The organism is Streptomyces sp. NRRL F-5727 (assembly GCF_000719555.1).
GTDB lineage: Bacteria > Actinomycetota > Actinomycetes > Streptomycetales > Streptomycetaceae > Streptomyces.
The window spans coordinates 30,964-51,829 of record NZ_JOGX01000045.1 but is presented as its reverse complement, the minus strand read 5'-3'; the positions used below and the strand labels follow the sequence as shown (position 1 = coordinate 51,829).

The following is a 20,866-nucleotide window of genomic DNA, read 5'->3' as shown; positions in this document are numbered from 1 at the left end:
CAGTACGAGGACTTCCACCCGGCACGCCGAGAGCACGCACCTGACGCCGCGGGGCCGCCCTTCGGGCGACGACGGGAGTTTGACGACAGGACCTAGGCCAGGGCCTACGAGCCCCGGAGGCTCTTGCGCAGCACCACACAGGGGCGGCCGTGCGCCAGGTCGGGGCGACGGGCGGTCTCCTCGTACCCGAGGGAGGTCCAGAAGGCGAGGGCCTTCTGGTTGTTCTCCAGGACGGCCAGCCTGAGACCGGTACGGCCTTCGGCGCGGAAGCCGTCCTCGACGTGGGCGGCGAGGCGGCGGCCGAAGCCGGCGCGGTGCTCGTCCGCGTGGACCATCAGCAGCCCGAGCCACGGGTCGGGGTCGGCCGGGTCGGGGTGGTGGCCGAGGGTCACGGCGACGGCGACGAGCCGGCCCTCGGAGCGGGCCAGCAGCACCTCGGCGGAGGGCTGGGCCAGTTCGTCGGCGAGGGCGGCCGCGACCTGCTCGGGGCGGATCGCGTCCGGATCCGGGAAGTCGCCGCTGAGCTGCTGGAACTCCCGGTTCGAGGCGTACAGCGCGGTGAGTTCGGTGAGCAGCGGGCCGGGGAGGGCGGCGCCGTCCTCCAGGGCCCGGGGCGCGAGGGTCTCGACGATCACCCGGTCAGGGTAGAGCCCCGGCGGTCCGAGGACGGCCGGGGCTCGACGGCGTCCGGGGCCGTGGGTCAGAGGTTCACGCCGAAGTCGCGGGCGATGCCCTCCAGGCCGGAGGCGTAGCCCTGGCCGACCGCGCGGAACTTCCACTCGGCGCCGTTCCGGTACAGCTCGCCGAAGACCATGGCGGTCTCGACGGCGGCGTCCTCGGAGAGGTCGTAGCGGGCGATCTCGGCGCCGCCGGCCTGGTTGATGATGCGGATGTAGGCGTTGCGGACCTGGCCGAAGTTCTGCGCGCGGGAGACCGCGTCGTAGATGGAGACCGGGAAGACGATCTTGTCGACGGTGGCCGGGAGGCCCGCGAGGTTGACGTTGATCTGCTCGTCGTCGCCGCCGCCCTCGCCGGTGCGGTTGTCACCCGTGTGGACGATGGTCTGGTCCGGGGTCGACTTGTTGTTGAAGAAGACGAAGTGGGCGTCCGAGGCGACCTTGCCGGCGGCGTCGACGCCGATGGCGGAGGCGTCCAGGTCGAAGTCGGTGCCGGTCGTCGTGCGGACGTCCCAGCCGAGGCCCACGGTGACGGCGGTCAGACCCGGCGCCTCCTTGGTGAGGGAGACGTTGCCGCCCTTGGCGAGGCTCACTGCCATGGAAGTCCCTTTCATCGTGATGCTCACGTGGTCGTTCGCCCGGAGAAACGCGGCAGACCGCCCGGCGGTTCCCGGATGCGTGAAAACAGGATGACGGTCGGGACCCCTCGCGGGGAACATGGAGGGCATGTCAGGTCCGTATCAGATCCGCGGCTCCGTCTCGCTCCCCGAGGCCGAGCTCCAGTGGCGTTTCACGCGCTCCTCGGGTCCCGGCGGGCAGCACGTGAACACCTCCGACTCCCGCGTCGAGCTGCGGTTCGACCTCGCCGCGACCGAGGCGCTGCCCGAGGTGTGGAAGTCCCGCGCCCTGGACCGGCTCGCCTCCCGGCTGGTGGACGGCGTGCTGACCGTACGGGCCTCGGAGCACCGCTCCCAGTGGCGCAACCGTGAGGTGGCCGCCGTCCGCCTCGCGGCGCTGCTCGCCGAGGCGACGGCCCCGCCGCCGAAGCCCCGCCGGGCGACCCGCATCCCCCGCGGCATCAACGAGCGCCGGCTGCGCGAGAAGAAGCAGCGCGCCGAGACCAAGCGCGGCCGGCAGGGCCGCGACTGGGGCTGACGGGCCCCGCTGACGGGCGCCCCGGGGGGTCAGCCCAGGCGGCGGTAGCGGCCGCGGAAGTACGTGAGGGGCTCGCCGTCCGGCGACGGCAGGCCGACCGAGAGGACCCGGCCGATCACCAGGGTGTGGTCGCCCGCCACCACCCGGCTCTCCGTGCGGCACTCCAGGGTGGTGAGCGCCCCGCCGAGCAGCGGCGCCCCGCTCGCCTCGCCCCGCGTGTACGGCAGGTCGGCGAAGAGCAGCCGGTCCGAGACACGGCCCTTCATCGCGAACCGCCCGGCGACGTGCCGCTGGCTCTCCGCCAGCACCGACACCGCCCAGACCGGGACCTCCTCCAGCAGGTCGTCCATGCGGGAGCCGTTGCGCAGGCTGACCAGGACCAGCGGCGGGTCCAGCGAGACCGAGAGGAACGCGGTGGCCGTCATGCCGACGTCCTCGCCGCGCGGGCCGTCGTCGGGATCGTGCGCGGTCACCAGGACCACGCCGGCCGCGAGGCGGGACATGGCCGCCCGGAACTCGTCGTCGCTCACCCCCTCAGCATGAGGTATGGCGAGGTCCGTGACGGGCGGCGAGGGCGGGGTCATCTGCAGCACACCGGCACGCTAGCCCCGGCCCCGCGCGGGCCGCATCGGGCCGGGGGACCAGGCCGGCGCCCGGCGCGGGACCTAGGACCGGGTCACCCGGGCGCCGTCCCGCCCGCGGGCATCGAGGTCACGGGCCGTCGCGCCGGTCACTCCCGACCCGCCGGATTCCGCCACACAATGCTGTGACTTGAGTCACAGAGAGCACTATTTGCTGACCCTGTGTACCGGGTGCGCAGCTCGCTGTGATTCAGTGGCGGGGACAGTACAGCACGAAGCCGATGAGAACCCTGGAGTTGCTGTCGAGGTCTCGGGGAGAGCGAGCGATGGAGACCGAGTCGGAGCCTTACGTCCGTCTCTCGACCCTGCGACAGCTGCATCAGGTCGTGGCGGACCTCAACACCGCCCGCAGCCTGGCGGACACCCTGCAGACCGTCGCCGACGGTGTCGTCGCCGGCCTCAACTACCAGCTGGCCTGCGTCAACCTGGTCCGGCCCGACGGTGACCTGGTCGTCGCCGCCTTCGCCGGGGACCCCGCCGCCGAAGCCCTCATCACCGGCCGCGTCGGCTCCCGCGAGGCGTGGGACCGCCGGCTCTCCATGGGCGTCCCCTGGGGCGACCTGCGGTTCATCCCGCACACCGAGGGCTGGGTCCTGATGGACGACGACGTCCCCCAGTGGCACACCGACGGCCCCGCCCCCCGCTTCGAGGACGAGTGGCACCCGCACGACCGCCTCTACGCCCCCATGTACGCCTCCGGCACCGGCCGGGAACTCCTCGGCGTCATATCCGTCGACCGCCCGCGCAACGGCCGGCACCCGGGACCCTGGGGGCAGGAAGCCCTCCAGATGTACGCCTCCCAGTCCGCCATCGCGATCAGCAACGCCCGGCTCCGCTCCAACATGCAGCGCGCCCTCATCCGCCTGGAGCGCGAGCAGCAGGCCCTCCGCGCCAGTGAGGAATCCTTCCGGCAGGCGTTCGAGTACGCCCCCTCCGGCATGGCCATCGCCGAGCTCGGCGGCGACCAGCACGGCCGGCTCCTGCGCACCAACGACGCCCTCTGCCGGCTCCTCGGCCGCCCCGCCTCCGTGATGCGCCGCTACTCCTTCGCCGACCTCGTCCACCCCGAGGACATCGGCACCCTGCTCCGCACCTCCGCCGAGGGCGGCCGGGCCGAGCTGCGGCTCGGCCGGCGCGACGGCACCTACGTCTGGGTCTCCCTGCGGAACTCGGTGGTCGCCGACGCCGCCGACGGGCCCCGCTTCCTCCTCACCCACGTCGAGGACATCGAGGAGCGCAAGCGGCACGAGCTCCAGCTCGCCCACCGCGCCTCCCACGACGCCCTCACCGGCCTGCCCAACAGCGCCGAGCTGCGCTCCCGGCTCTCCGCCCGGCTCTGCGAGCGCCCCGCGCACACCGGCGCCTACCAGGGGCCCGGCCCCGACGCCGGATTCGGCTACGGCCCCGATCCGCTGCCGCTCGCCCAGGACGGCTACGAGTACGAGCACGAGCACGAGCACGGCTTCGGCTTCGAGCAGGCCGGCGGCGGGGCGTACGACCACCACGTGCACACGGTCGCGCCGACCGGCGGCGACACCGACGACGGCACCAAGGGGCTCGCCGTCCTCTTCTGCGACCTCGACGGCTTCAAGTCGATCAACGACCGCTTCGGGCACCACACCGGCGACGCCGTCCTCATCGAGGTGGCCCGGCGGCTCACCACCGGCGTCAGGGACGGTGACACCGTCGCCCGTCTGGGCGGTGACGAGTTCGTCGTCCTCGCCGACGGTCTCGGTGCCGCCGACGCCGCCGACCTCGCCGTCCGGCTGCGGAACGCGATCATCCCGCCCATCCGGGTGGACGGCCGCGCGGTCCGGGTCGGGGCCAGTTTCGGCATCGGCTGGGCCGAGTGCGGGATGACCGTCGAAGAGGTCCTCAACTCCGCCGACCAGCGGATGTACGTGGAGAAGCGGTCCCGTGCGAAGGTGCACCGCCGGGCGGGATGATCCTTCCCGGCACGGCGGGTTCATTCGTTCGGGGTAGGCTCGCCGGGTCGGCGACGGCTGGCGAGCATGGAGAGGATGACCCGGATGGCTGCCGGTAACGACGGCGCGAACAAGCCCGAGGACGACGATCCGTTCGGCTACCTGTACGCGGACGGACAGGCAGCGGCCGGCGGCCGCGCCCCCCAGGGCGGCGGCTACGGCTACCCAGGCCCCGCGCACGCCCAGCCGGGCGTTCCCCGTACTTCGTACAACCAGGTCAGGACGGTCGGCGAGCGCCAGTACGGGCAGCAGCCGGCCCAGCCGTACGTGCCGCCGCAGCAGCAGGCGGCGTACGGCCAGCCGCACCCGCAGTACGCGGCGCCCGAGACCTACGGCGGCGCCCAGCCGCCCCGCCACACCCCGCCCCCGCAGGCCCCGCGCGGCGGTGGCCGCGGGCCCAACACCAAGGGCCTGCTGATCGGCGCGGTCGCGGTCGTCGCGGTCGTCGTCGCCGGCATCACGGCGGCGATCATCGGCAACCAGAGCGACAAGAAGGACCAGACGGCCGGCGGCAACCCGACCGCCTCGGCCCCGGCGACCGCGAGCCAGGAGCCCACCCCCTCCACGGAACCCACGGACGAGCCCACCAAGGCCCCCCTGCCGAAGCAGGACGCGGCCACGCTCACGCTCAGCGGCAGCGCCACGCTCGCCAAGGACGTCAAGGGCGCGGAGGGCGCGGACGGCGCCTACGTGGCGGGATTCAACGCCCAGGGCTCGTCGGTCACCTGGAAGGCGACCATGCCCGAGGGCGGCAACTACGCCCTCACGGTCCGGTACGCGATCCCCGCGGTGGACGCCAACGCCACGCTGACGGTCAACGGCAAGCCGAACTCCCAGCCGATCGGCCTGAAGAACTTCATCCACTCCACGGACCCGAACCTGGAGAAGAACTGGCAGACCACCTGGGCGCCGGTCGAGCTCCAGAAGGGCGAGAACGAGATCAAGATCTCGTGCGAGGCCGGCAACCAGTGCGACGTGCTGCTGGACTGGCTGGAGGTCACCCCGCCGAAGCGGTCGTGACGCGGATCTTCGGGAGGAGGTCGGCGAGGACCTGCGGGTCGTATTCGCCGGCCACCGGGGCCGCGACCGTGGCCGCCGAGAGGGCGGTCGCGTGGGTCAGGCGGTCCGGCCAGGGGGTGGCGTCGACCAGGCCCGCGAGGAGGGCGGCGACGACCGAGTCGCCGGCTCCCGTGGGGTTGCCGTGGACCGGGGCCGGAGGGGCCGCGTGCCAGAGGCCGTCGGGGGTGGCGGCGAGGAGGCCGTCGGGGCCGAGGGACGTGACGACGGCGTGGGCGCCGCGGCGGCGGGCGTCCTGGGTGGCGCGGTGCGGGTCCCGGGAGCCGGTCAGGCCGGCGAGTTCGTCGGCGTTGGGCTTCACGAGGTCGGGGCGGGCGGCGATGCCGCGGCGGAGCGGTTCCCCGGCGGTGTCGAGGAGGACCGGGACGCCGGCGGCGCGGGCCGTACGGATCAGCTCGGCGTAGGCGCCGACGTGGACGCCCGGCGGGAGGCTGCCGCAGAGGGCGACGGCGGCGGCGCCGGTGAGCAGCTCCGCGTACCGCTCCCGGAAGGCGGTCCACTCGGCGGCGGTGACGGCGGCGCCGGCCTCGTTGAACTGGGTGGCGTCCCCGGCGCCGGTGTCGACGACGGCGAGCGTGCGCCGGGTGGCGGCCTCGGTGGCGACGAGCGCGTCGGTCAGCCCGGGGACGGGGGCGAGCAGCTCGCGGAGCCGGTCGCCGGTGGGGCCGCCGGCGAAGCCGGTGACGACGGTCTCGTGGCCGAGCGCGGCGAGCACCCGGGCCACGTTGACGCCCTTGCCGCCGGGCCGTTCGGCGCTGCGGGCGACGCGGTGGCTCGCGTGCGGGACGAGGGCGGGGACCTCGTAGGTGACGTCCAGCGCCGTGTTGAGGGTGACCGTGAGAATCACCTGTCCACCCCCCGTACTTCCGGTAAGACCTGTGGAGACAGCGCGATCATGCCAAAGGAACGGCGATCGGCCCAGACCCCGGACCGTTCGCCGTCCCGTTTCCGCCCTGATCAGGCGGGATGTCAGTGCCTCCGGGAGGTCAGGCGTTCTGGGGGACCCGGGCGGCGACGCCCTGTGGGGCGACGATCCACTCGCCCTTGCGCATGACGCCCTTCACGTCGAAGGCGTCGTCGAGGACGACGATGTCGGCGTCCTTGCCGGGCTCCAGCGAGCCGACCCGGTCGTAGACGCCGAGGAGGCGGGCCGGGTTGGCGGAGATGGCCTGGACGACGGACTCGACGGGGAGCCGGTCGACGGTGGCGGCGCGCTTGAAGGCGCGGTCGAGGGTGAGGGTGGAGCCGGCGATGGAGCCGCCCTCGACGAGGCGGGCCACGCTGTCCTTCACCTCGACCTCCAGCGGGCCGAGCATGTAGCGGCCGTCGCCGAAGCCCGCCGCGTCCATGGCGTCGGTGATGAGGGCGACGCGCTCGGCGCCGGCGTGGTGGAAGGCGAGCTCCAGGGCGGCCGGGTGGAGGTGGGTGCCGTCGTTGATGAGCTCGACGGTGATCCGCTCGTCCTCCAGGAGGGCGGCGATCGGGCCGGGCGCGCGGTGGCCGAGGCCGGGCATCGCGTTGTAGAGGTGGGTGGCGACGGTGGCGCCGGCGTCGATGGCCTCGACGGTCTGCTCGTAGCTGGCGTCGGTGTGGCCGACGGCGGCGATGACGCCGTGCTCGGCCAGGAGGCGTACGGAGTCGATGCCGCCGGGCAGCTCGGTCGCGAGGGTGACCATCTTGGCCCGGCCGCGGGCGGCGTCGATCAGCTTGCGGACGTCGGCCGGGTGCGGGTCGCGCAGCAGCGTCTCGTCGTGGGCGCCCTTGCGGCAGGGGGAGATGAACGGGCCCTCGAAGTGGAGGCCGGCGATCTCGCCCTGCTCGGCGAGCTCGGAGAGCAGGCCGGCCCGGGCGGTGAGGAAGTCCATGTCGCCGGTGACGAAGGAGGCGACGACGGTGGTGGTGCCGTGCAGCCGGTGGGTGTGGACGCCCTTGAGGACCTCGTCCACGGTGCCGGACGTGAAGGAGGCGCCGCCGCCGCCGTGGTTGTGCATGTCGACGAAGCCGGGCACCAGCCAGTGGCCGGCGAGGTCGAGCACCGGGGCGCCCTCCGGCGCGGAGCCGGCGATGCGGCCGCCGTCGACGATCACGCGTCCGTTCTCGACGATCCCGGTGGGCAGCACGACGCGTGCGCCGGCGAGAACCTTGTGATCGGACATCAGGCGGAGACCTCCGGGTCGGTGGGGTGCTGGTCGGCGAGCAGGTCCCAGGCGAGGAGGCCCGCGCCCAGGCATCCGGCGGTGTCCCCGAGGGCCGCCGGGACGATGGCGGGCAGCTTCTGGAAGGTCACGCGTGCCTCCACCGCGGCCCGAAGGGGTGTGAACAAGGTTTCCCCGGCCTCGGCCAGACCGCCACCGATGACGAGCGTGCGGGGGTCCAGCAGGGTGAGCGCGGTGACCAGGCCGTCGGCGAGGGCGTCCACCGCCTCCTGCCAGACCCGTGCGGCGACGGGGTCGCCGGACTCGACCGCCTTGGCGCAGTCGGCGGCGTCCGCTTCGGGGTCGCCGGACGCCTCGGCCCAGGCGAGGGAGACGGCGGAGGCGGAGGCGTACCGCTCCAGGCAGCCGCGCTGGCCGCAGCCGCAGTCGGTGCCGCCGGGGCGGACGACGATGTGGCCGATCTCTCCGGCGTAGCCGTGGGCGCCGGCCTCGATGCGGTCGCCGATGCCGATGGCGCCGGCGATGCCGGTGCCGAGGGGGACGAAGAGGAAGCGGTCGGCGCCGTTGCCGGCGCCGATGCGGCCCTCGGCGAGGCCGCCGGTGCGCACGTCGTGGCCGAGGGCGACGGGGATGCCGCCGAGCCGGGCGCTGAGGAGTTCGCGCATGGGAACGTCGCGCCAGCCGAGGTTGGCGGCGTAGACGGCGATGCCGTTCTCGGCGTCGACGATGCCGGGGACGGCGACTCCGGCGGCCGCGGCGGGCTCGCCGTACCGCTCCTGGCCGAGGGCGCGGAGCTCTTCGGCGAAGCCGAGGATGGTCTCCACCACGGCCTCGGGGCCGCGGCGGCGCCCGGTGGCGCGGCGGGCCTCGTGGAGCAGGGTGCCGTCCGCCCCGACGAGGGCGGCCTTCATGCCGGTGCCGCCCACATCCAGGGCGATGACGTGTCTCACAGGGGACAGTCTCGCGCGAGACCGCCCTAAAGGTCTAGTCCACTGCCGAGGATTGTTGCGCTCGGATACAAATTCGAGCCCGGGGTGTGGGGGGTTTGTGGTGAAGGTCCCCCCTGAGTTGCGGAAGGGATACCCGACTGGTGTAGACCTCTTCCTCTGGGTGGGGGACACTTTCGGACCCTGCCCCAGAAGAATTTGCAGCTCACTGCTGCTCAACGACGAGCAAAAGGTGGATGAAGCCGTGGAGCGGCGACGATTCCTTGGACTGACCGCGGCCGCCGCCGCCCTGGGCCTGACCGCCACGGTCGCCGGCTGCGGCACCCTCGGCGGTGACGGCGGCGACGTGACCCTGCGCCTGGTCGCCGCCGACTACGACCTCACCGGCGGCACCACCACCAAGAAGTACTGGGACGACCTCGTCACCGCCTTCCAGAGCGCCCACCCGGGCATCAAGGTCCAGGTGCAGATCGAGTCCTGGGACGACGTCGACCGCAAGGTCGCCGAGATGGTGAAGGCCGGCCAGGCCCCCGACGTCGCCCAGATCGGCGCCTACGCCGACTACGCCGCGGCCGGACAGCTCTACTCCGCCGACGAACTCCTCACCATCCCGGTGCAGGCCAACTTCGTCCCCGCCCTCGCCGAGGCCGGCGAGCACGACCGCACCCAGTACGGGCTGCCGTTCGTCGCCTCCACCCGCCCCCTCTTCTACAACGCCGAGCTCTTCGACAAGGCCGGCATCGAGCCCCCCACCACCTGGGACGAGCTGGCCGAGGCCGCGCGGAAGCTCAAGGAGGACGGCGTCCGCACCCCCTTCGCCCTCCCCCTCGGCCCCGAGGAGGCCCAGGCCGAGTCCCTGATGTGGCTGCTCGCCGCCGGCGGTGGCTGGACCGACGACTCCGACCGGTACGCCGTCGACTCCACGGCCAACGTCGAGACCTTCACCTGGCTGAAGGACGAGCTCGTCGGCCAGGGCCTCACCGGCCCCGTCGCCCCCGGCAAGCTCAACCGCAAGGCCGCCTTCGCCGCCTTCGCCCGCGGCGAGGTCGGCATGCTCAACGGCCACCCCTCGCTCGTCCAGGAGGCCGCCAAGCAGGGCGTCAAGGTCGGCCAGGCCCCGCTCCCCGGCGTCGACGGCCCGGCCAAGGCCACCATGGGCGTCGCCGACTGGATCATGGGCTTCAAGCAGAACGGCCACCGCAAGGAGATAGGCACCTTCCTCGACTTCGTCTTCAGCGACGAGAACGTGCTGAAGTTCGCCGGCGACAACGACCTGCTGCCCGTCACCGTCACCGCCTCCACCCGCATGGAGAGCGACGCCGAGCACGCGGGCCTGCGCGAGTTCCTGAAGGCGCTGCCCACCGCCCAGCTGCCGCCCGTCGGCAAGACCTCCTGGGCCAAGGTCAGCGAGACCATCAAGGCCGACATCGGCAAGGCCGTCACCCCCGCCGGCCGCCCCGGCGACGTCCTCGGCGCCATCGCCCGCACGGCGACGGCGGCGGAGGCGGCGGAGTAGCGCCGCCTGTGGCCCGGTAGCGCCCTTATATAAGTTGGTCGTATGACCGAAGAGACGCCGGAGGACGGCAGCAGCGGGCTCGGGGAGCGGGAGCGGGCCGTGCTCGCCGTCGAGCGCCGCTCCTGGCCCGGCCCGGGCGCCAAGGAGCGGGCCGTCCGCGAGGGCCTCGGCCTCTCGCCGACCCGCTACTACCAGCTCCTCAACGCCCTCCTCGACGACCCGCGCGCCCTCGCCCACGACCCGGTCACGGTCAACCGGCTGCGCCGGGTCCGGGAGGAGAGGCAGCGGCGGCGGTAAACCCCTCGGGGGCGGTGAGTCCGGCCACGCTGACGGGTGCCGCGTCCGTCGGTAGGGTCGGCCGTATGGTCAGCAGCCTTCCGCACCCGGCCACACCCGCCGGCCGCGACGGCCTGGACGCGCTCCTCGCGCGCCCCTCCGAGGCCGTCGTCGCCCTCGACTTCGACGGGACGCTCGCCGAGATCGTCCCCGACCCCGAGCGGGCCCGCGCCCACCCCGGCGCCGTCCCCGCGCTCGCAGCCCTGGCCCCGCACCTGGCGGCCGTCGTCATCGTCACCGGCCGCCCGGCCGGGGTCGCCGTCCGCCACGGCGGGCTCGCCGGGGTCCCCGGCCTCGACCGCCTCACCGTCCTCGGCCACTACGGGGCCGAACGCTGGGACGCCGACACCGGCACCGTCACGGCCGCCGCCCCGCACCCCGGGGTCGCCACTGTCCGCGCCGAACTCCCCGGCTTCCTCGACCGGCACGGCGCCTGGCCCGGCGTCTGGATCGAGGAGAAGGGCCGGGCGGTCGCCGTCCACACCCGCCGCGCCCAGGACCCGCAGGGCGCCTTCGAGGCCCTGAAGGGCCCGCTGGGCGGGCTGGCCGCCGCGCACGGCCTCGTCCTGGAGCCCGGCCGGCTCGTCCTGGAGCTGCGGCCCCCGGGCATGGACAAGGGCGTCGCGCTGGCGGAGTTCGTACGGGAGAAGGGCGCCGGGTCCGTGCTGTACGCCGGGGACGACCTCGGCGACCTGCCGGCCTTCGCCGCCGTCGAGAAGCTGCGCGGCGACGGCCTGCCCGGGCTGCTCGTCTGCTCCGGCTCGACGGAGGTCCCGGAGCTGGCCGGGCGCGCCGACCTCGCGGTGGACGGCCCGGCGGGCGTCGTCGCGTTCCTCGGGGAACTGGCGAGGGCGGTACGGGAGGGCTGAGCCCGTCCCGTACCGCCCTCGCGGTGGTGCGATCAGTGCGCGGCCGGGTTGGCCACGGTGATCGTCAGGTCGTCGCCGGCGTCCCCGGTGACGGTGACCTTCACGCCGTGTCCGGCGACCTTGACGCTGGCCTGCGGCGCCGAGGTGTCGTAGTAGGCGTTCGGGTCCGTGTCGTCGAAGACCGGGATGCCGGGCACCGACGGGGCGCAGGCTGCGAGGGTCTCGACGGTCTGCTGCTTGCCCTTGCCGGCCAGGACCTCGGTGTGGAGGCAGGTGGCGTCCGTGGCCTCCAGACCGAAGGTGGCGTCGAAGGGCTGGCGGCGGTTGCTGGGCGCGGCGCCGTTGGGGTACCTGAACGGCGTCGGGCGGGCGTCGACGGCCATGGCCGAGCCGCCGCCGGGGTGGTTGCTGACGTTGTTGTCGTCGTAGGACCGGTCGACGTACCAGACGAGCATGCCGTTCTGGTAGCGGAAGTACTCGACCCAGTCGGGGGCGGTCAGCGGCTTGCTGAACTGGTACGGGCCCTCGGCGAGGAGCGCGTCGGCGCCGACGTACTCGCGGTTCTCCACCAGGTAGTACTGCGGGTAGGTGGCGGACTCGGTGCCGGTGGAGACCTTCCAGCGGCCCTGCGCGGTCCAGCCGTTGGCCCCCTGCTCCACGTCGTCCGTGATCAGGGTCGTACCGCCGCTGGACAGCGAGATGTCGTCCAGGAAGGCGCCGGCGAGGTGCACGCCGCCGTCCGTCTGGTAGCGGAAGCGGAAGAGGGACGGCTGTCCGGCGGCGTCGTACGAGAACCGCAGGGTCGTCCACTTGCCGGCCGAGGAGCCGTCGACGGCCGCGCCGGCCCGGAGCCAGTTCGCCCCGCCGTCGAGGGAGTACTCGGCGAAGAGGTAGTCGTAGTCCGCCTCGATCTCGTACCAGGCGTTCGCCTTCACGGTGACGCGCGGGGCGGCCGGGACGGAGCGGGTGAGGGCCTGGTTGAGGCCGTCCGCCGACCCGGTCCACCAGGCGTTCGCGCCGGAGGTCGGGGTGGCGTAGGTGGTGCTGGCGGCCTTGTCCGGGAGCGCGACGCGGACGGCCTGCGCCTTGCCGGCCTGCTGGAGGGCGGCCGGGCTCAGGGTGTGGCTGCCGGTGGTGCCGAGCGGCGCGTCGACGTAGTCGAGCCAGCCGAGGAAGAGCTTCTCCTCGGCGCCCATCAGACCCGGGTGGGTGCCGATGCCGGCGTTGGCGGCGGAGCCGTGGCCGAGCCAGGAGCCGGAGCTCATCAGGGTCCAGAAGGCGGTGGAGTTCTCGCCGCCGTCGGTGTCGTAGTAGTCCGGCAGGCCGAGGTCGTGGCCGAACTCGTGGCAGAAGACGCCGAGTCCGCCGTTCTCGCCTTCGGTGGTGTAGTCGCCGAGCCAGTACCTGGACTGGCCGATGCGGGCGCCGCCGGCCTTGTTCTGCGTACCGGCGACCTCGGGCCCGGTCAGCCCGTAGTCGTCGCCGTTGACGTACCAGCGGTGCGACCAGATGGCGTCCTCGCCCTGGGCGCCGCCGCCGGCGTCCTCGCCCATGCCGGCGTGGACGGCCTGGAAGTGGTCGATGTAGCCGTCGGCCTCGTCGAAGTTGCCGTCGTGGTCCCAGTCGTTGCGGTCCCAGACGTCGAACTGGGCGAGGTAGGCGTCGATCTCGGCGGGCGTCTTGCCGGCCGCGATCTGCGCGTCCCACCAGGCGTTGCCGGTGTCCTGGATGAAGGCCCACGAACCGCCGTTGTCCTCCACGGCGTTGTCGCCGTAGGTGGAGGCGTTGCCGGGGACCTTGACCCAGTCCTCGACGACGTTGGAGACGGAGTAGGCGCCGTTCGACAGCTTCTCGTAGTACGTCTTCATCGACTCGCCGGAGCCGTTGAAGAGGTTCTCGTAGTACGCCTTGTTGAAGTCGGGCGCCCAGGCGTTGGAGTTGTCCGTGGTCCGGTCCGGCCGGGGTATCTGGTTGTGCAGCGGTCCGGGCGTGGTGCCGAGCTTCCCCGACCCCTGGTCGCCGAACTCGGAGAGGATCGTGAGGATCTTCTCCTGCCGCACGGCGGTGGTCGTCTCGGTCTCGGCGAACTTCCCGGGCGCGACCTCGACGACGCCCCGGGCGTTCGCCTTCGCCTTGCCCTTGGCGACCAGATCGATCGCCCTCTCACGCAGCTCGGTGCGCTGCTTGGTGAGCGGCCCGGGCCGGTTGTCCGACCGGTGCGCGCTGCTGCCGGACGGAGCGGAGTCCCCGGCCTCCTGCGCGGCGGCGGGGGTGAGCCCCGCGGCGAGGAGTGCGGTGAGCGCCGACCCGAGGGTCATGCCCACGACAATCTTCTTCACGTGTATTGCGATCCCTTCGCTCACATGCGGGGGGTGTGCCGCATGGTTCGCGTGGTTCCGTTGAGGGTGTACGGATCGCCTGGGGGAACGATCGCCGCGAGTGTGCCACGAGAAACCCCTCCGGGAGGAGGGGTCGTCACCGATTAACGGAACCGAATCACCGGGGCAACGTGGCGGGACCGCGGTCAGCGCAGCAGCAGGTCCACCACGCCCGTCAGGTCCTCCGCCGGGTCGCCTTCGGCCAGGCGGCGGCGCATGAGGGCGAAGTAGGGGGTGAGGAGTTCGGGGCTGACGCCCTGGTCGGCGGCGGTGGCGAGGAAGGTGGGGGTGCCGGCGGTCTGCATGGCGAGGTTGCTGACCACGTTGGTGGTGTAGTCGCCGGTGGCCAGCTGGTCGGCGGTCTGGGCGATGTGGGGGGCGGCCATGGCGGTGAGCCATTCGGTGAGGAGCGGGGCCAGGGCGGCCGGGTCGATGTCCTCCTTGCGGATCAGGGCGAAGGCGTGGGCCGCGCCGGCGAACATGCCGTACATGGCGCTGAGCAGGGCCACGTCGTGGAGGGCCGCGTGGCCCGGGTCGGTGCCGACGTAGCGGGTGCCGGCGGGGACGGAGAGGGCCGGGGCGTGGGTGGTGAAGAGGTCCTCGCTGCCGCTGTAGAAGACGTAGCCGCCCGCTTCCGGGACGCCGATCATCGGCGGGACGGCCATGATGCCGCCGTCCAGGTAGCGGGCGCCGCGGGATTCGGCCCAGGCCGCCCGGGCCCTGGCCTGGGCCGGGGTCGTCGTGGTCAGGTTGACGACGTCCTTGCCGGTGAGGTCGGTGGTCTCCAGGGCGGCTTCGACCGAGGCGTCGTCCAGGAGGCAGACGATCACGAGGGTGCTCGCGGCGACCGCTTCGGCGGGGGTCGCCGCCGCCGTCGCGCCGTCGGCGGCCAGCGCCCGCGCGCGGGCGGCGGTGCGGTTCCAGACGGTGAGCGGGTGGCCGGCCGCGAGCCAGGTGCGGGCGAGGGCGGTGCCCATCGCGCCGAGGCCGAGGAGGGTGACGGGGGTTCGGGGGAGGGGGTTCGCTGTCATGCCCTCAAGGCTGTGGCAGGGCTCTGAGCTGCTCAAGTACCTACTTCGGAGTGGGTGGTTACCCTGAGGTGAGCGAGCAGGTCAGGAGGGTGGCATGGCGACGGTCAACCGGCCCGGGGACGACGACGGCGGGCACGTCTGCGGCATCGACACCGCCATGGAGGTGATCGGCGGGAAGTGGAAGGTGCTCATCCTGTGGGCCCTCCACGACGGGCCCGAGCGGCGCTTCGGGGAGCTGCGGCGGATGGTGCCGGGCATCACGGAGAAGGTCCTCGCCTCGCACCTGCGGGAGATGGAGGCGGACGGCATCGTCCGCCGCGTCTCGTACGACGAGGTCCCGCCGCGCGTCGAGTACGGGCTCACCAAGGACGGCATCCGCCTCAACGACGCCCTGGAACCCCTCGCGGCCTGGGGCCGCGAACGGCGCGAAGGGCGGGAGGGGGCCGGCCCGGTCTCGTAGCGCCCTCAGGCGTCGAGGAGGGAGGCGCCCAGCTCGCTCGCCCGGTAGTAGACCTCGCGTCGGTAGCGGTGTCCCGTCACCAGGCCGGCGTCCCGCAGGACGGCCAGGTGCTGGGAGACGGCGCCGGGACTGAGGCCGGTGCGGTGGGCAAGGGCGGTGGTGGTGGACGGGGTGCTCGTGCCGCTCAGGAGGAGTGCCCGGCTGCGGCCGAGGAGCCGTGCGAGGGCGTCGCCGGTCTCCTCGCGCCGCTCCCACAGGGTGCCGACGGCCCGGGCGGGATAGACCAGGCACGGCGGGGTGCCGCCGCGCGCGGGGAGCAGGACGCAGCGGGCCGCGAAGGCGCTCGGGGCGAGGGTGACCCCGCGGCCGTCCAGGGCGAGCGTCCCGGCGGGCAGGTCGGCCGAGGCGAGGCGGTCCTCCGCCCAGCGCAGGCGCGGGTGGAGACGGGTCAGGACCTCCTGGATGCCGTCCTCCGACAACTGCCGGGTGCGGTAGGCGAGATCGGCCTCCAGTACGGCCCGGATCCGGGGCCAGTGCGGTCGCACCCCCGCCTCCCACCAGGCGCGTACGGACGAGGCGAGCTCCGGGGGGCCCGCGAGAGCGGGGAGTTCCTCCTCGATCTCGGCGAGCGGGCAGCGCGGGGGAGGGGCGAGGGCGGGAAGCTCCGTGAGGTGCGGGAGGAGGGCGCGCCGCGCCGCCTCCGTGTCGGCGCCCAACGCCTTCTTGAGCCAGGGGAGATGAACGGCGTGACCGCCCGGGTCGGTGGTGGCGCGCAGGGCGGCGACGGTCTCCCAGAGAGGTGAGATCGCGAACCTGAGCCGGCCCAGGTCGTCGACCCCGAACCGTATGTCTCCCATGCCCCGTCCCCCTTCTGAGCTTTTAGCCCAGACTAAAACAATGGTCGGCGGAGACGGTGGGTGATGGTGTTCGCCGACATGAGCACCTCCCTCGACTCCCCTCCCCGCCTCTTCCGGCTGCCGGACTTCCGGCGGCTGTGGATCGGCGACACCCTGAGCCAGGCCGGCACGGCCGTCACCGTCCTCGCCCTGCCGCTGGTGGCGATCGGCCCACTCGGCGCCTCGCCCTTCGAGGCCGGACTGCTCGTGATGTGCGAGTACCTGGGTTTCCTGCTCGTGGGGCTGCCGGCCGGTGCCTGGGTGGACCGGATGCGCAGGCGCCGCGTGATGATCGTGGGTGATCTCGGCAGGGCCGTACTCCTCGGCAGCCTGCCGGTCGCCGCCTGGCTCGACGTGCTGACGCTCCCTCAGCTGTACGGCGTGGGCTTCGGCCTGTCGGTCCTCACGGCCTTCTTCGACGTCGCGTACCAGAGCCATCTGCCCCAACTCGTCGACGACGAACGGCTCGTGGAGGCGAACGTGGCCCTGGAGGCGTCCCGTTCGGTCACGGCTGCGGGCGGCCCCGGGGTGGGCGGGGCACTGATCGCAGCGGTGACGGCCCCGGTGGCGATCGCCGTCGACGCGCTCAGCTTCCTCGCCTCCGCGTTCCTGCTCACCCGGATCCGCCGCCCCGACCCGCGCCCTGAGCCGAGCCCGGGGGCCCGGCTGCGAGACGAGATCGCCGAAGGGCTGCGGTTCGTCTTCCGCGACCCCCTGCTGAGGGCCCTCACGCTCACCGCGGCGATCTCCAATCTCTGCGGCACGGTGGGAAGTTCGATGCTGCTCGTGCTCCTCGCGGGCGACCTCGGACTCTCGCCGTTCCTGTGCGGTCTCGTCTTCACGGCGGAGGCGGTCGGAGGCTTCCTCGGCAGTCTCCTCACGTCCCGGATCGCCACCCGCCTGGGCGAGACCGGCGCGATGTGCGCCTCGGTGGTGGTGAGCGGGCTGCTCTGGGCGGCGGCGCTGCCGTTCTTCCACGCGGACGGGCGGTACGCGGTGGCCTGCGTGCTCCAGGGTCTCGGCTGGACCGCCTTCATGACCTTCAGGATCACCTCGGTGACCCTCCGTCAGCGGCGTAGCCCCGGTCCCCTCCTCGGCCGAGTGACGGCCACCTTCCGCTTCGTGGTCTGGGGCTGCATGCCCCTGGGCGCCCTCGCGGGCGGACTGGTCGGCCAGTACGCGGGCACCCGTACGGCCCTGTGGGCGGGGGCCCTGGGGGAGCTGCTCGCAGTCGTACCCCTGCTCCTGGCGATCCGCGCGGGGCGCGCCGTTTCGTCGGTCAGGGCTTGAGGCGTGCGCGTCTAGGACGGGTCGCGGAGGGCCTTCAGCTGGTCGAGGAACCAGCGCTGGGGCGGGAGGGCGGTGGCCGCTTCGGCCAGGCGGGCCGTGCGGGCGGCGCGTTCGTCGGGGGGCATGGTCAGGGCCTGGTGGAGGGCCTCGGCGGTCGCGGAGACGTCGTAGGGGTTGACGGTGAGGGCGTCCGCGCGCAGCTCCTGGTGGGCGCCGGCGCCCGTCGACAGGACCAGGGCGCAGCCGGCGTCGGAGACCACCGGTATCTCCTTCGCGACCAGGTTCATGCCGTCGCGGACCGGGTTGACCAGGGCCACGTCGGCGAGGCGGTAGGCCGCCAGGGAGCGGGGGAAGTCGTCCTCCACCGAGACCAGGACCGGCTGCCAGTCGGCCGTGCCGAACTCGGCGTTGATCTCCTCGGCGAGTGCGACGACCGAGGCCGTGTACGCGCGGTACGACTCCAGGTCCTGCCGGGAGGGGTAGGCGGAGGCCAGGTGGACGACCCTGTCCCGCCACTCGGGGTGCGTGGTGAGCAGTTCGCGGTAGGCGAGCAGGCCGCGGAGGATGTTCTTGGAGAGTTCGGTGCGGTCGACGCGGACGATGGTCTTCCGGTCCCCGACCTCCGCGCGGAGCCGCGCCAGCCGGTCGTCGACCTCGGGGCGGTGGGCCAGGGCCCGCAGCTCGTCGCCGTCGACGCCGAGCGCGTACACCTGGACCCGGGTGCGGCCCTTCCCGACGCCGTACCGCCGCCACTCCACCCCGTACCAGGGGTCGCCGCTCGGCCAGACGCCCTGCGCCATGCCGGTGGAGTCGTCGCGCTGGGAGCAGCAGCCGATGAAGTGCGACGCCCATCCCCAGGTGTGGAAACCGAGCTCGTCCGCGCCGAGCATGCCCCACAGCAGCTCCTCGACGATGTCGTCCGGCACCATCCGCAGGTACTCCGACGACACCCACGGTGTGTGCGTGAAGTGGCCGATCCTGAGGTCGGGGCGGAGCTCGCGGAGCATCCCGGGGACCAGCGCCAGGTGGTAGTCCTGCACCAGGACCGCCGCGCCCTCGCCGGCCTCGGCGGCCAGCGCCTCGGCGAAGGCGCGGTTGTAGGCGCGGTACGACTCCCAGCGGCGGCGGAACTCCGCGTCGAAGACGGGCTCGCGCGGGATGTCGTACAGGTGGTGGTGGAGGAACCAGAGCATCGAGTTCGCGATGCCGTTGTACGCGTCGGCGTACACCTCCGGGTCGATGTCCAGCATCCGCACGCCGGGCTCGGCGACGCCGCGCCGGACGGCCTCGCGGTCGCCGTCGCCGAGCGCCGCGCACACCCAGAGGCTGTCCTGCGAGTCCACGGCGCTCAGGCCGGAGACGAGGCCGCCCCCGCCCCTGCGGGAGGAGAGCGTGCCGTCGTCACCGAGCGTGTACGAGACGGGGCCCCGGTTGGATGCCACGAGTACGGAAACCATGTGGCGAACCTAGCCCGTCCCGTAAACGCTCAAACGTACGTATACGAGACGCGTCGATCCGGCCACGCTGCGTCGCGCCGCAGGTCAGCCGTGTCAGCCGCGTCGGCCGCGCATCGCCGCCTTCGCCACCAGGCCCGTCGCCGCGAGGACGACCGCCAGCGCGCCGAGCAGCCACAGCCGCTCCCCGCTGCTTCCGGTCTCGGCCATCGAGCCGCCGCCTCCCGTGGAGCCGGTGCCGGTGCCGGGGCCGGGTGCCGGGGCCACGGTGGTCGTCACGGAGGGGGAGGGGGTGGTCGGGTCCGGGGTGGAGGGGGTCGGGGTTGCCGTCGTCGGGTCGACCGTCGGGGTCGGGGTCGGGGTCGGGGTCGGCGACGAGGAGGACGGGGACGGGGACGGCGACGGCGTCTCCACCACCGGCGCCACCGCGCACGCCGGGTCCTCGCTGCCCGCGCCGCAGTTGGAGCGCGGGGAGGCCACCTCGACGGCGTTGCGGAGCTTCCCGTCGCCGGTGACCGGGTCCTTCACCTTCACCGAGTACGTCACCGTGGCCGTCTTCCCGGCCGGGATGTCGCCGCTCCAGCCGATCCGCCGCTTCTCGTACGTGAGCTTCCCGAGGTCCGCCTGCGCGTCGCCCGCGTAGTCGGCGTCGTCGAGGGTGTCGGTCAGGTCGTCGGCGAAGGAGGCGTTCGGGTGGTCGAGCCCGCTGGTGTTCTTCGCGGTGATCGTGTACGTGAGGGTGTCGCCCGGCCGCACCGTGCGCGGGTGCGCCGTCTTGGTGACCTCCAGGTCCGGCACCGGCACCGAGAAGGCCAGACCGGAGGGGACGTAGGTGTCGCCGTCGGTGGAGAAGGTCAGCTCCGCCGAGGTCGCGCCGACCGGGATCGCGCCCTCCGGGACGTCGAACTCCTTGGCGTCGAGGGAGAGGTTGTTGACGAGGTCCGGGGCGACCGCGCCGTCGTCCTCGCCGACGAAGAAGTTGTCGCTGTTGCCCGTGTGGGTCTCGGTGACGTTCTTCCCGTCCACCAGGAACCTGTCGCCGGGCGTGTTCCAGTCGCCCTCGTACGCCGTCACGCTCGCCCGCGCCTTCCCCGGGGAGCGGTGGAAGCCGTCCACCGTGATCGTGGTGGCCGGGGAGGTCGAGCGCTGCAGCACGTGCCCGCCGTAGACGTGGACGGAGCGCCGCCCGGGCGCCTTCACCGGGTCCGGGCCCGGGAAGCGGTAGACGACGGTGAGGGACCAGCCGGCGACGCAGCCCTTGCCGTTCGGCGCCCACACCCCGCCCACGCCGACCGCCACCGGCGCGCTCGTCCCCGAGACGGCCGCGAAGGCGGCGGTCACGTCGGACTCGCCCGTGTAGTAGTGCGGTCCGCTGGTATCGGCCGGGTCGACGACCATGCTGTCGATCGAGACCCGCGCGGCCGGCTTCCCGCCGACCGTGAGCAGCGGGGCCGTGGTCGCCGGGTCGCCGGGGGAGCGCTCGACGTCCGCGCCGGAGATGTCGCAGCGCTTCAGCGCCGCCCCGCTGGGGCCCCGGTACGTGCCGTCGTTGCCGCCCCAGTAGAGGCGCGCGTAGGCCACCTCGGCGCCCTCGGGGATCCGGACCCGGCCGGTGCTGGAGCCGTATCCGCCGCCGCTGCCGTCGGTGTCGAGGCGCCGCATCACGAAGGTGTTGTTGTTGTCGGCGCCCTCGCCCTTCGTGGCGGCGGCGCAGCGGGCCGCCAGGTCGGCGGGGGCGGTCGGGCAGCCCATGACGGTGTTGCCGGCGGTGGTGAAGTCGCCGTACAGGGACTCCTGGTACCGCTGCCCGAAGGGTTCGACGACATCGGCGGCGGCCGGTCCGGCCGCCGCCGGCGAGAGGGCGGTCGCGGCGAGGAGTCCCGCCGCGAGCACCCGGGCGGGGTGAGATCGTACGAAGCGCATAAAAGGGCAATGTAGGCAAAGCGCACTATCTGTGGGCGTTACGCCACGCGGCGGTGCGCCTCCTCCTCGACCGGG

Annotated in this window: 19 protein-coding genes; 8 read left to right on the top strand and 11 right to left on the bottom strand. The window is 73.3% G+C overall.

The features are described 5' to 3' along the window. Nucleotides 1–104: 104 nt before the first annotated feature. Both IF73_RS0126380 and IF73_RS0126375 read right to left on the bottom strand, forming a co-directional pair. Nucleotides 105–635, bottom strand: a complete 531-nt coding sequence (locus IF73_RS0126380; protein WP_031012325.1) for a GNAT family N-acetyltransferase — start codon at nucleotides 633–635, stop codon at nucleotides 105–107. Nucleotides 636–700: 65 nt separating this feature from the next. Beyond that, complete coding sequence (locus tag IF73_RS0126375) at nucleotides 701–1,276, bottom strand: TerD family protein (RefSeq protein ID WP_031012323.1); 576 nt, start codon at nucleotides 1,274–1,276, stop codon at nucleotides 701–703. A gap of 118 nt (nucleotides 1,277–1,394) precedes the next feature. On the opposite strand from IF73_RS0126375, the gene arfB reads away from it, so the two are divergent. After that, complete coding sequence (gene arfB / locus IF73_RS0126370; RefSeq protein WP_031012321.1) at nucleotides 1,395–1,832, top strand: alternative ribosome rescue aminoacyl-tRNA hydrolase ArfB; 438 nt, start codon at nucleotides 1,395–1,397, stop codon at nucleotides 1,830–1,832. A 29-nt stretch (nucleotides 1,833–1,861) separates the two neighbouring features. On the opposite strand, the gene IF73_RS0126365 is transcribed toward arfB, so the two are convergent. Beyond that, nucleotides 1,862–2,425: a flavin reductase family protein gene (locus IF73_RS0126365; protein ID WP_078868265.1), complete on the bottom strand. Its 564-nt coding sequence runs from the start codon at nucleotides 2,423–2,425 to the stop codon at nucleotides 1,862–1,864. Nucleotides 2,426–2,739: 314 nt separating this feature from the next. Here IF73_RS0126365 and cdgB point away from each other — a divergent pair, with 314 nt between their 5' ends. Together cdgB and IF73_RS0126355 are read left to right on the top strand one after the other, a co-directional pair. Then, a complete protein-coding gene (gene cdgB, locus IF73_RS0126360) occupies nucleotides 2,740–4,419 on the top strand; it encodes a diguanylate cyclase CdgB (protein ID WP_031012317.1) in 1,680 nt (559 codons plus the stop codon). A gap of 84 nt (nucleotides 4,420–4,503) precedes the next feature. Continuing rightward, complete coding sequence (locus IF73_RS0126355; RefSeq protein ID WP_031012315.1) at nucleotides 4,504–5,478, top strand: CBM35 domain-containing protein; 975 nt, start codon at nucleotides 4,504–4,506, stop codon at nucleotides 5,476–5,478. Here the strand turns inward: IF73_RS0126355 and IF73_RS0126350 are convergent. From IF73_RS0126350 to IF73_RS0126340, 3 genes are all read right to left on the bottom strand, one after another. After that, on the bottom strand, nucleotides 5,456–6,382 hold the full coding sequence (locus IF73_RS0126350) for a 1-phosphofructokinase family hexose kinase (protein WP_031012313.1): 927 nt from the start codon (nucleotides 6,380–6,382) through the stop codon (nucleotides 5,456–5,458). The two genes, IF73_RS0126355 and IF73_RS0126350, sit on opposite strands and share 23 nt — an antisense overlap. A gap of 139 nt (nucleotides 6,383–6,521) precedes the next feature. After that, a complete protein-coding gene (gene nagA / locus IF73_RS0126345) occupies nucleotides 6,522–7,691 on the bottom strand; it encodes an N-acetylglucosamine-6-phosphate deacetylase (RefSeq protein WP_031012312.1) in 1,170 nt (389 codons plus the stop codon). Then, nucleotides 7,691–8,641 carry an ROK family protein gene (locus IF73_RS0126340; protein ID WP_031012309.1) on the bottom strand — a complete coding sequence of 317 codons (951 nt, stop codon included), beginning with the start codon at nucleotides 8,639–8,641 and terminating at the stop codon, nucleotides 7,691–7,693. Before IF73_RS0126340 ends, nagA begins: the two co-directional genes overlap by 1 nt. Nucleotides 8,642–8,870: 229 nt before the next feature. Here IF73_RS0126340 and IF73_RS0126335 point away from each other — a divergent pair, with 229 nt between their 5' ends. The 3 genes from IF73_RS0126335 (at nucleotide 8,871) to otsB (ending at nucleotide 11,359) form a co-directional block, all read left to right on the top strand. Then, nucleotides 8,871–10,154 (top strand): extracellular solute-binding protein, encoded by a 1,284-nt coding sequence (locus tag IF73_RS0126335; protein ID WP_031012308.1) that lies wholly within the window; start codon nucleotides 8,871–8,873, stop codon nucleotides 10,152–10,154. A 42-nt stretch (nucleotides 10,155–10,196) separates the two neighbouring features. Beyond that, on the top strand, nucleotides 10,197–10,451 hold the full coding sequence (locus IF73_RS0126330; RefSeq protein WP_031012307.1) for a DUF3263 domain-containing protein: 255 nt from the start codon (nucleotides 10,197–10,199) through the stop codon (nucleotides 10,449–10,451). A gap of 65 nt (nucleotides 10,452–10,516) precedes the next feature. Then, nucleotides 10,517–11,359, top strand: a complete 843-nt coding sequence (gene otsB / locus IF73_RS0126325; protein ID WP_031012306.1) for a trehalose-phosphatase — start codon at nucleotides 10,517–10,519, stop codon at nucleotides 11,357–11,359. 32 nt (nucleotides 11,360–11,391) lie between these two features. Here the strand turns inward: otsB and IF73_RS0126320 are convergent, their stop codons facing one another. Beyond that, nucleotides 11,392–13,698, bottom strand: coding sequence for an immune inhibitor A domain-containing protein (locus IF73_RS0126320; protein WP_031012304.1), 2,307 nt, complete (start codon nucleotides 13,696–13,698; stop codon nucleotides 11,392–11,394). 185 nt (nucleotides 13,699–13,883) lie between these two features. Next, the gene (locus IF73_RS0126315) at nucleotides 13,884–14,768 is read right to left on the bottom strand and encodes an NAD(P)-dependent oxidoreductase (protein ID WP_031012302.1); all 885 of its coding nucleotides are present in this window, start codon (nucleotides 14,766–14,768) and stop codon (nucleotides 13,884–13,886) included. A 94-nt stretch (nucleotides 14,769–14,862) separates the two neighbouring features. Here IF73_RS0126315 and IF73_RS0126310 point away from each other — a divergent pair, with 94 nt between their 5' ends. Next, nucleotides 14,863–15,228, top strand: a complete 366-nt coding sequence (locus IF73_RS0126310) for a winged helix-turn-helix transcriptional regulator (protein WP_031012300.1) — start codon at nucleotides 14,863–14,865, stop codon at nucleotides 15,226–15,228. Nucleotides 15,229–15,233: 5 nt separating this feature from the next. Here the strand turns inward: IF73_RS0126310 and IF73_RS0126305 are convergent, their stop codons facing one another. Further along, the gene (locus IF73_RS0126305) at nucleotides 15,234–16,085 is read right to left on the bottom strand and encodes an ArsR/SmtB family transcription factor (protein ID WP_031012298.1); all 852 of its coding nucleotides are present in this window, start codon (nucleotides 16,083–16,085) and stop codon (nucleotides 15,234–15,236) included. Between the two features lie 78 nt (nucleotides 16,086–16,163). On the opposite strand from IF73_RS0126305, the gene IF73_RS0126300 reads away from it, so the two are divergent. Further along, nucleotides 16,164–17,414 carry an MFS transporter gene (locus IF73_RS0126300; RefSeq protein WP_234338343.1) on the top strand — a complete coding sequence of 417 codons (1,251 nt, stop codon included), beginning with the start codon at nucleotides 16,164–16,166 and terminating at the stop codon, nucleotides 17,412–17,414. An 11-nt stretch (nucleotides 17,415–17,425) separates the two neighbouring features. On the opposite strand, the gene IF73_RS0126295 is transcribed toward IF73_RS0126300, so the two are convergent. Beyond that, a complete protein-coding gene (locus IF73_RS0126295; RefSeq protein ID WP_031012294.1) occupies nucleotides 17,426–18,871 on the bottom strand; it encodes an alpha,alpha-trehalose-phosphate synthase (UDP-forming) in 1,446 nt (481 codons plus the stop codon). A gap of 93 nt (nucleotides 18,872–18,964) precedes the next feature. Then, the gene (locus IF73_RS0126290; protein WP_031012292.1) at nucleotides 18,965–20,791 is read right to left on the bottom strand and encodes a DUF11 domain-containing protein; all 1,827 of its coding nucleotides are present in this window, start codon (nucleotides 20,789–20,791) and stop codon (nucleotides 18,965–18,967) included. Between the last annotated feature and the right edge of the window lie 75 nt (nucleotides 20,792–20,866).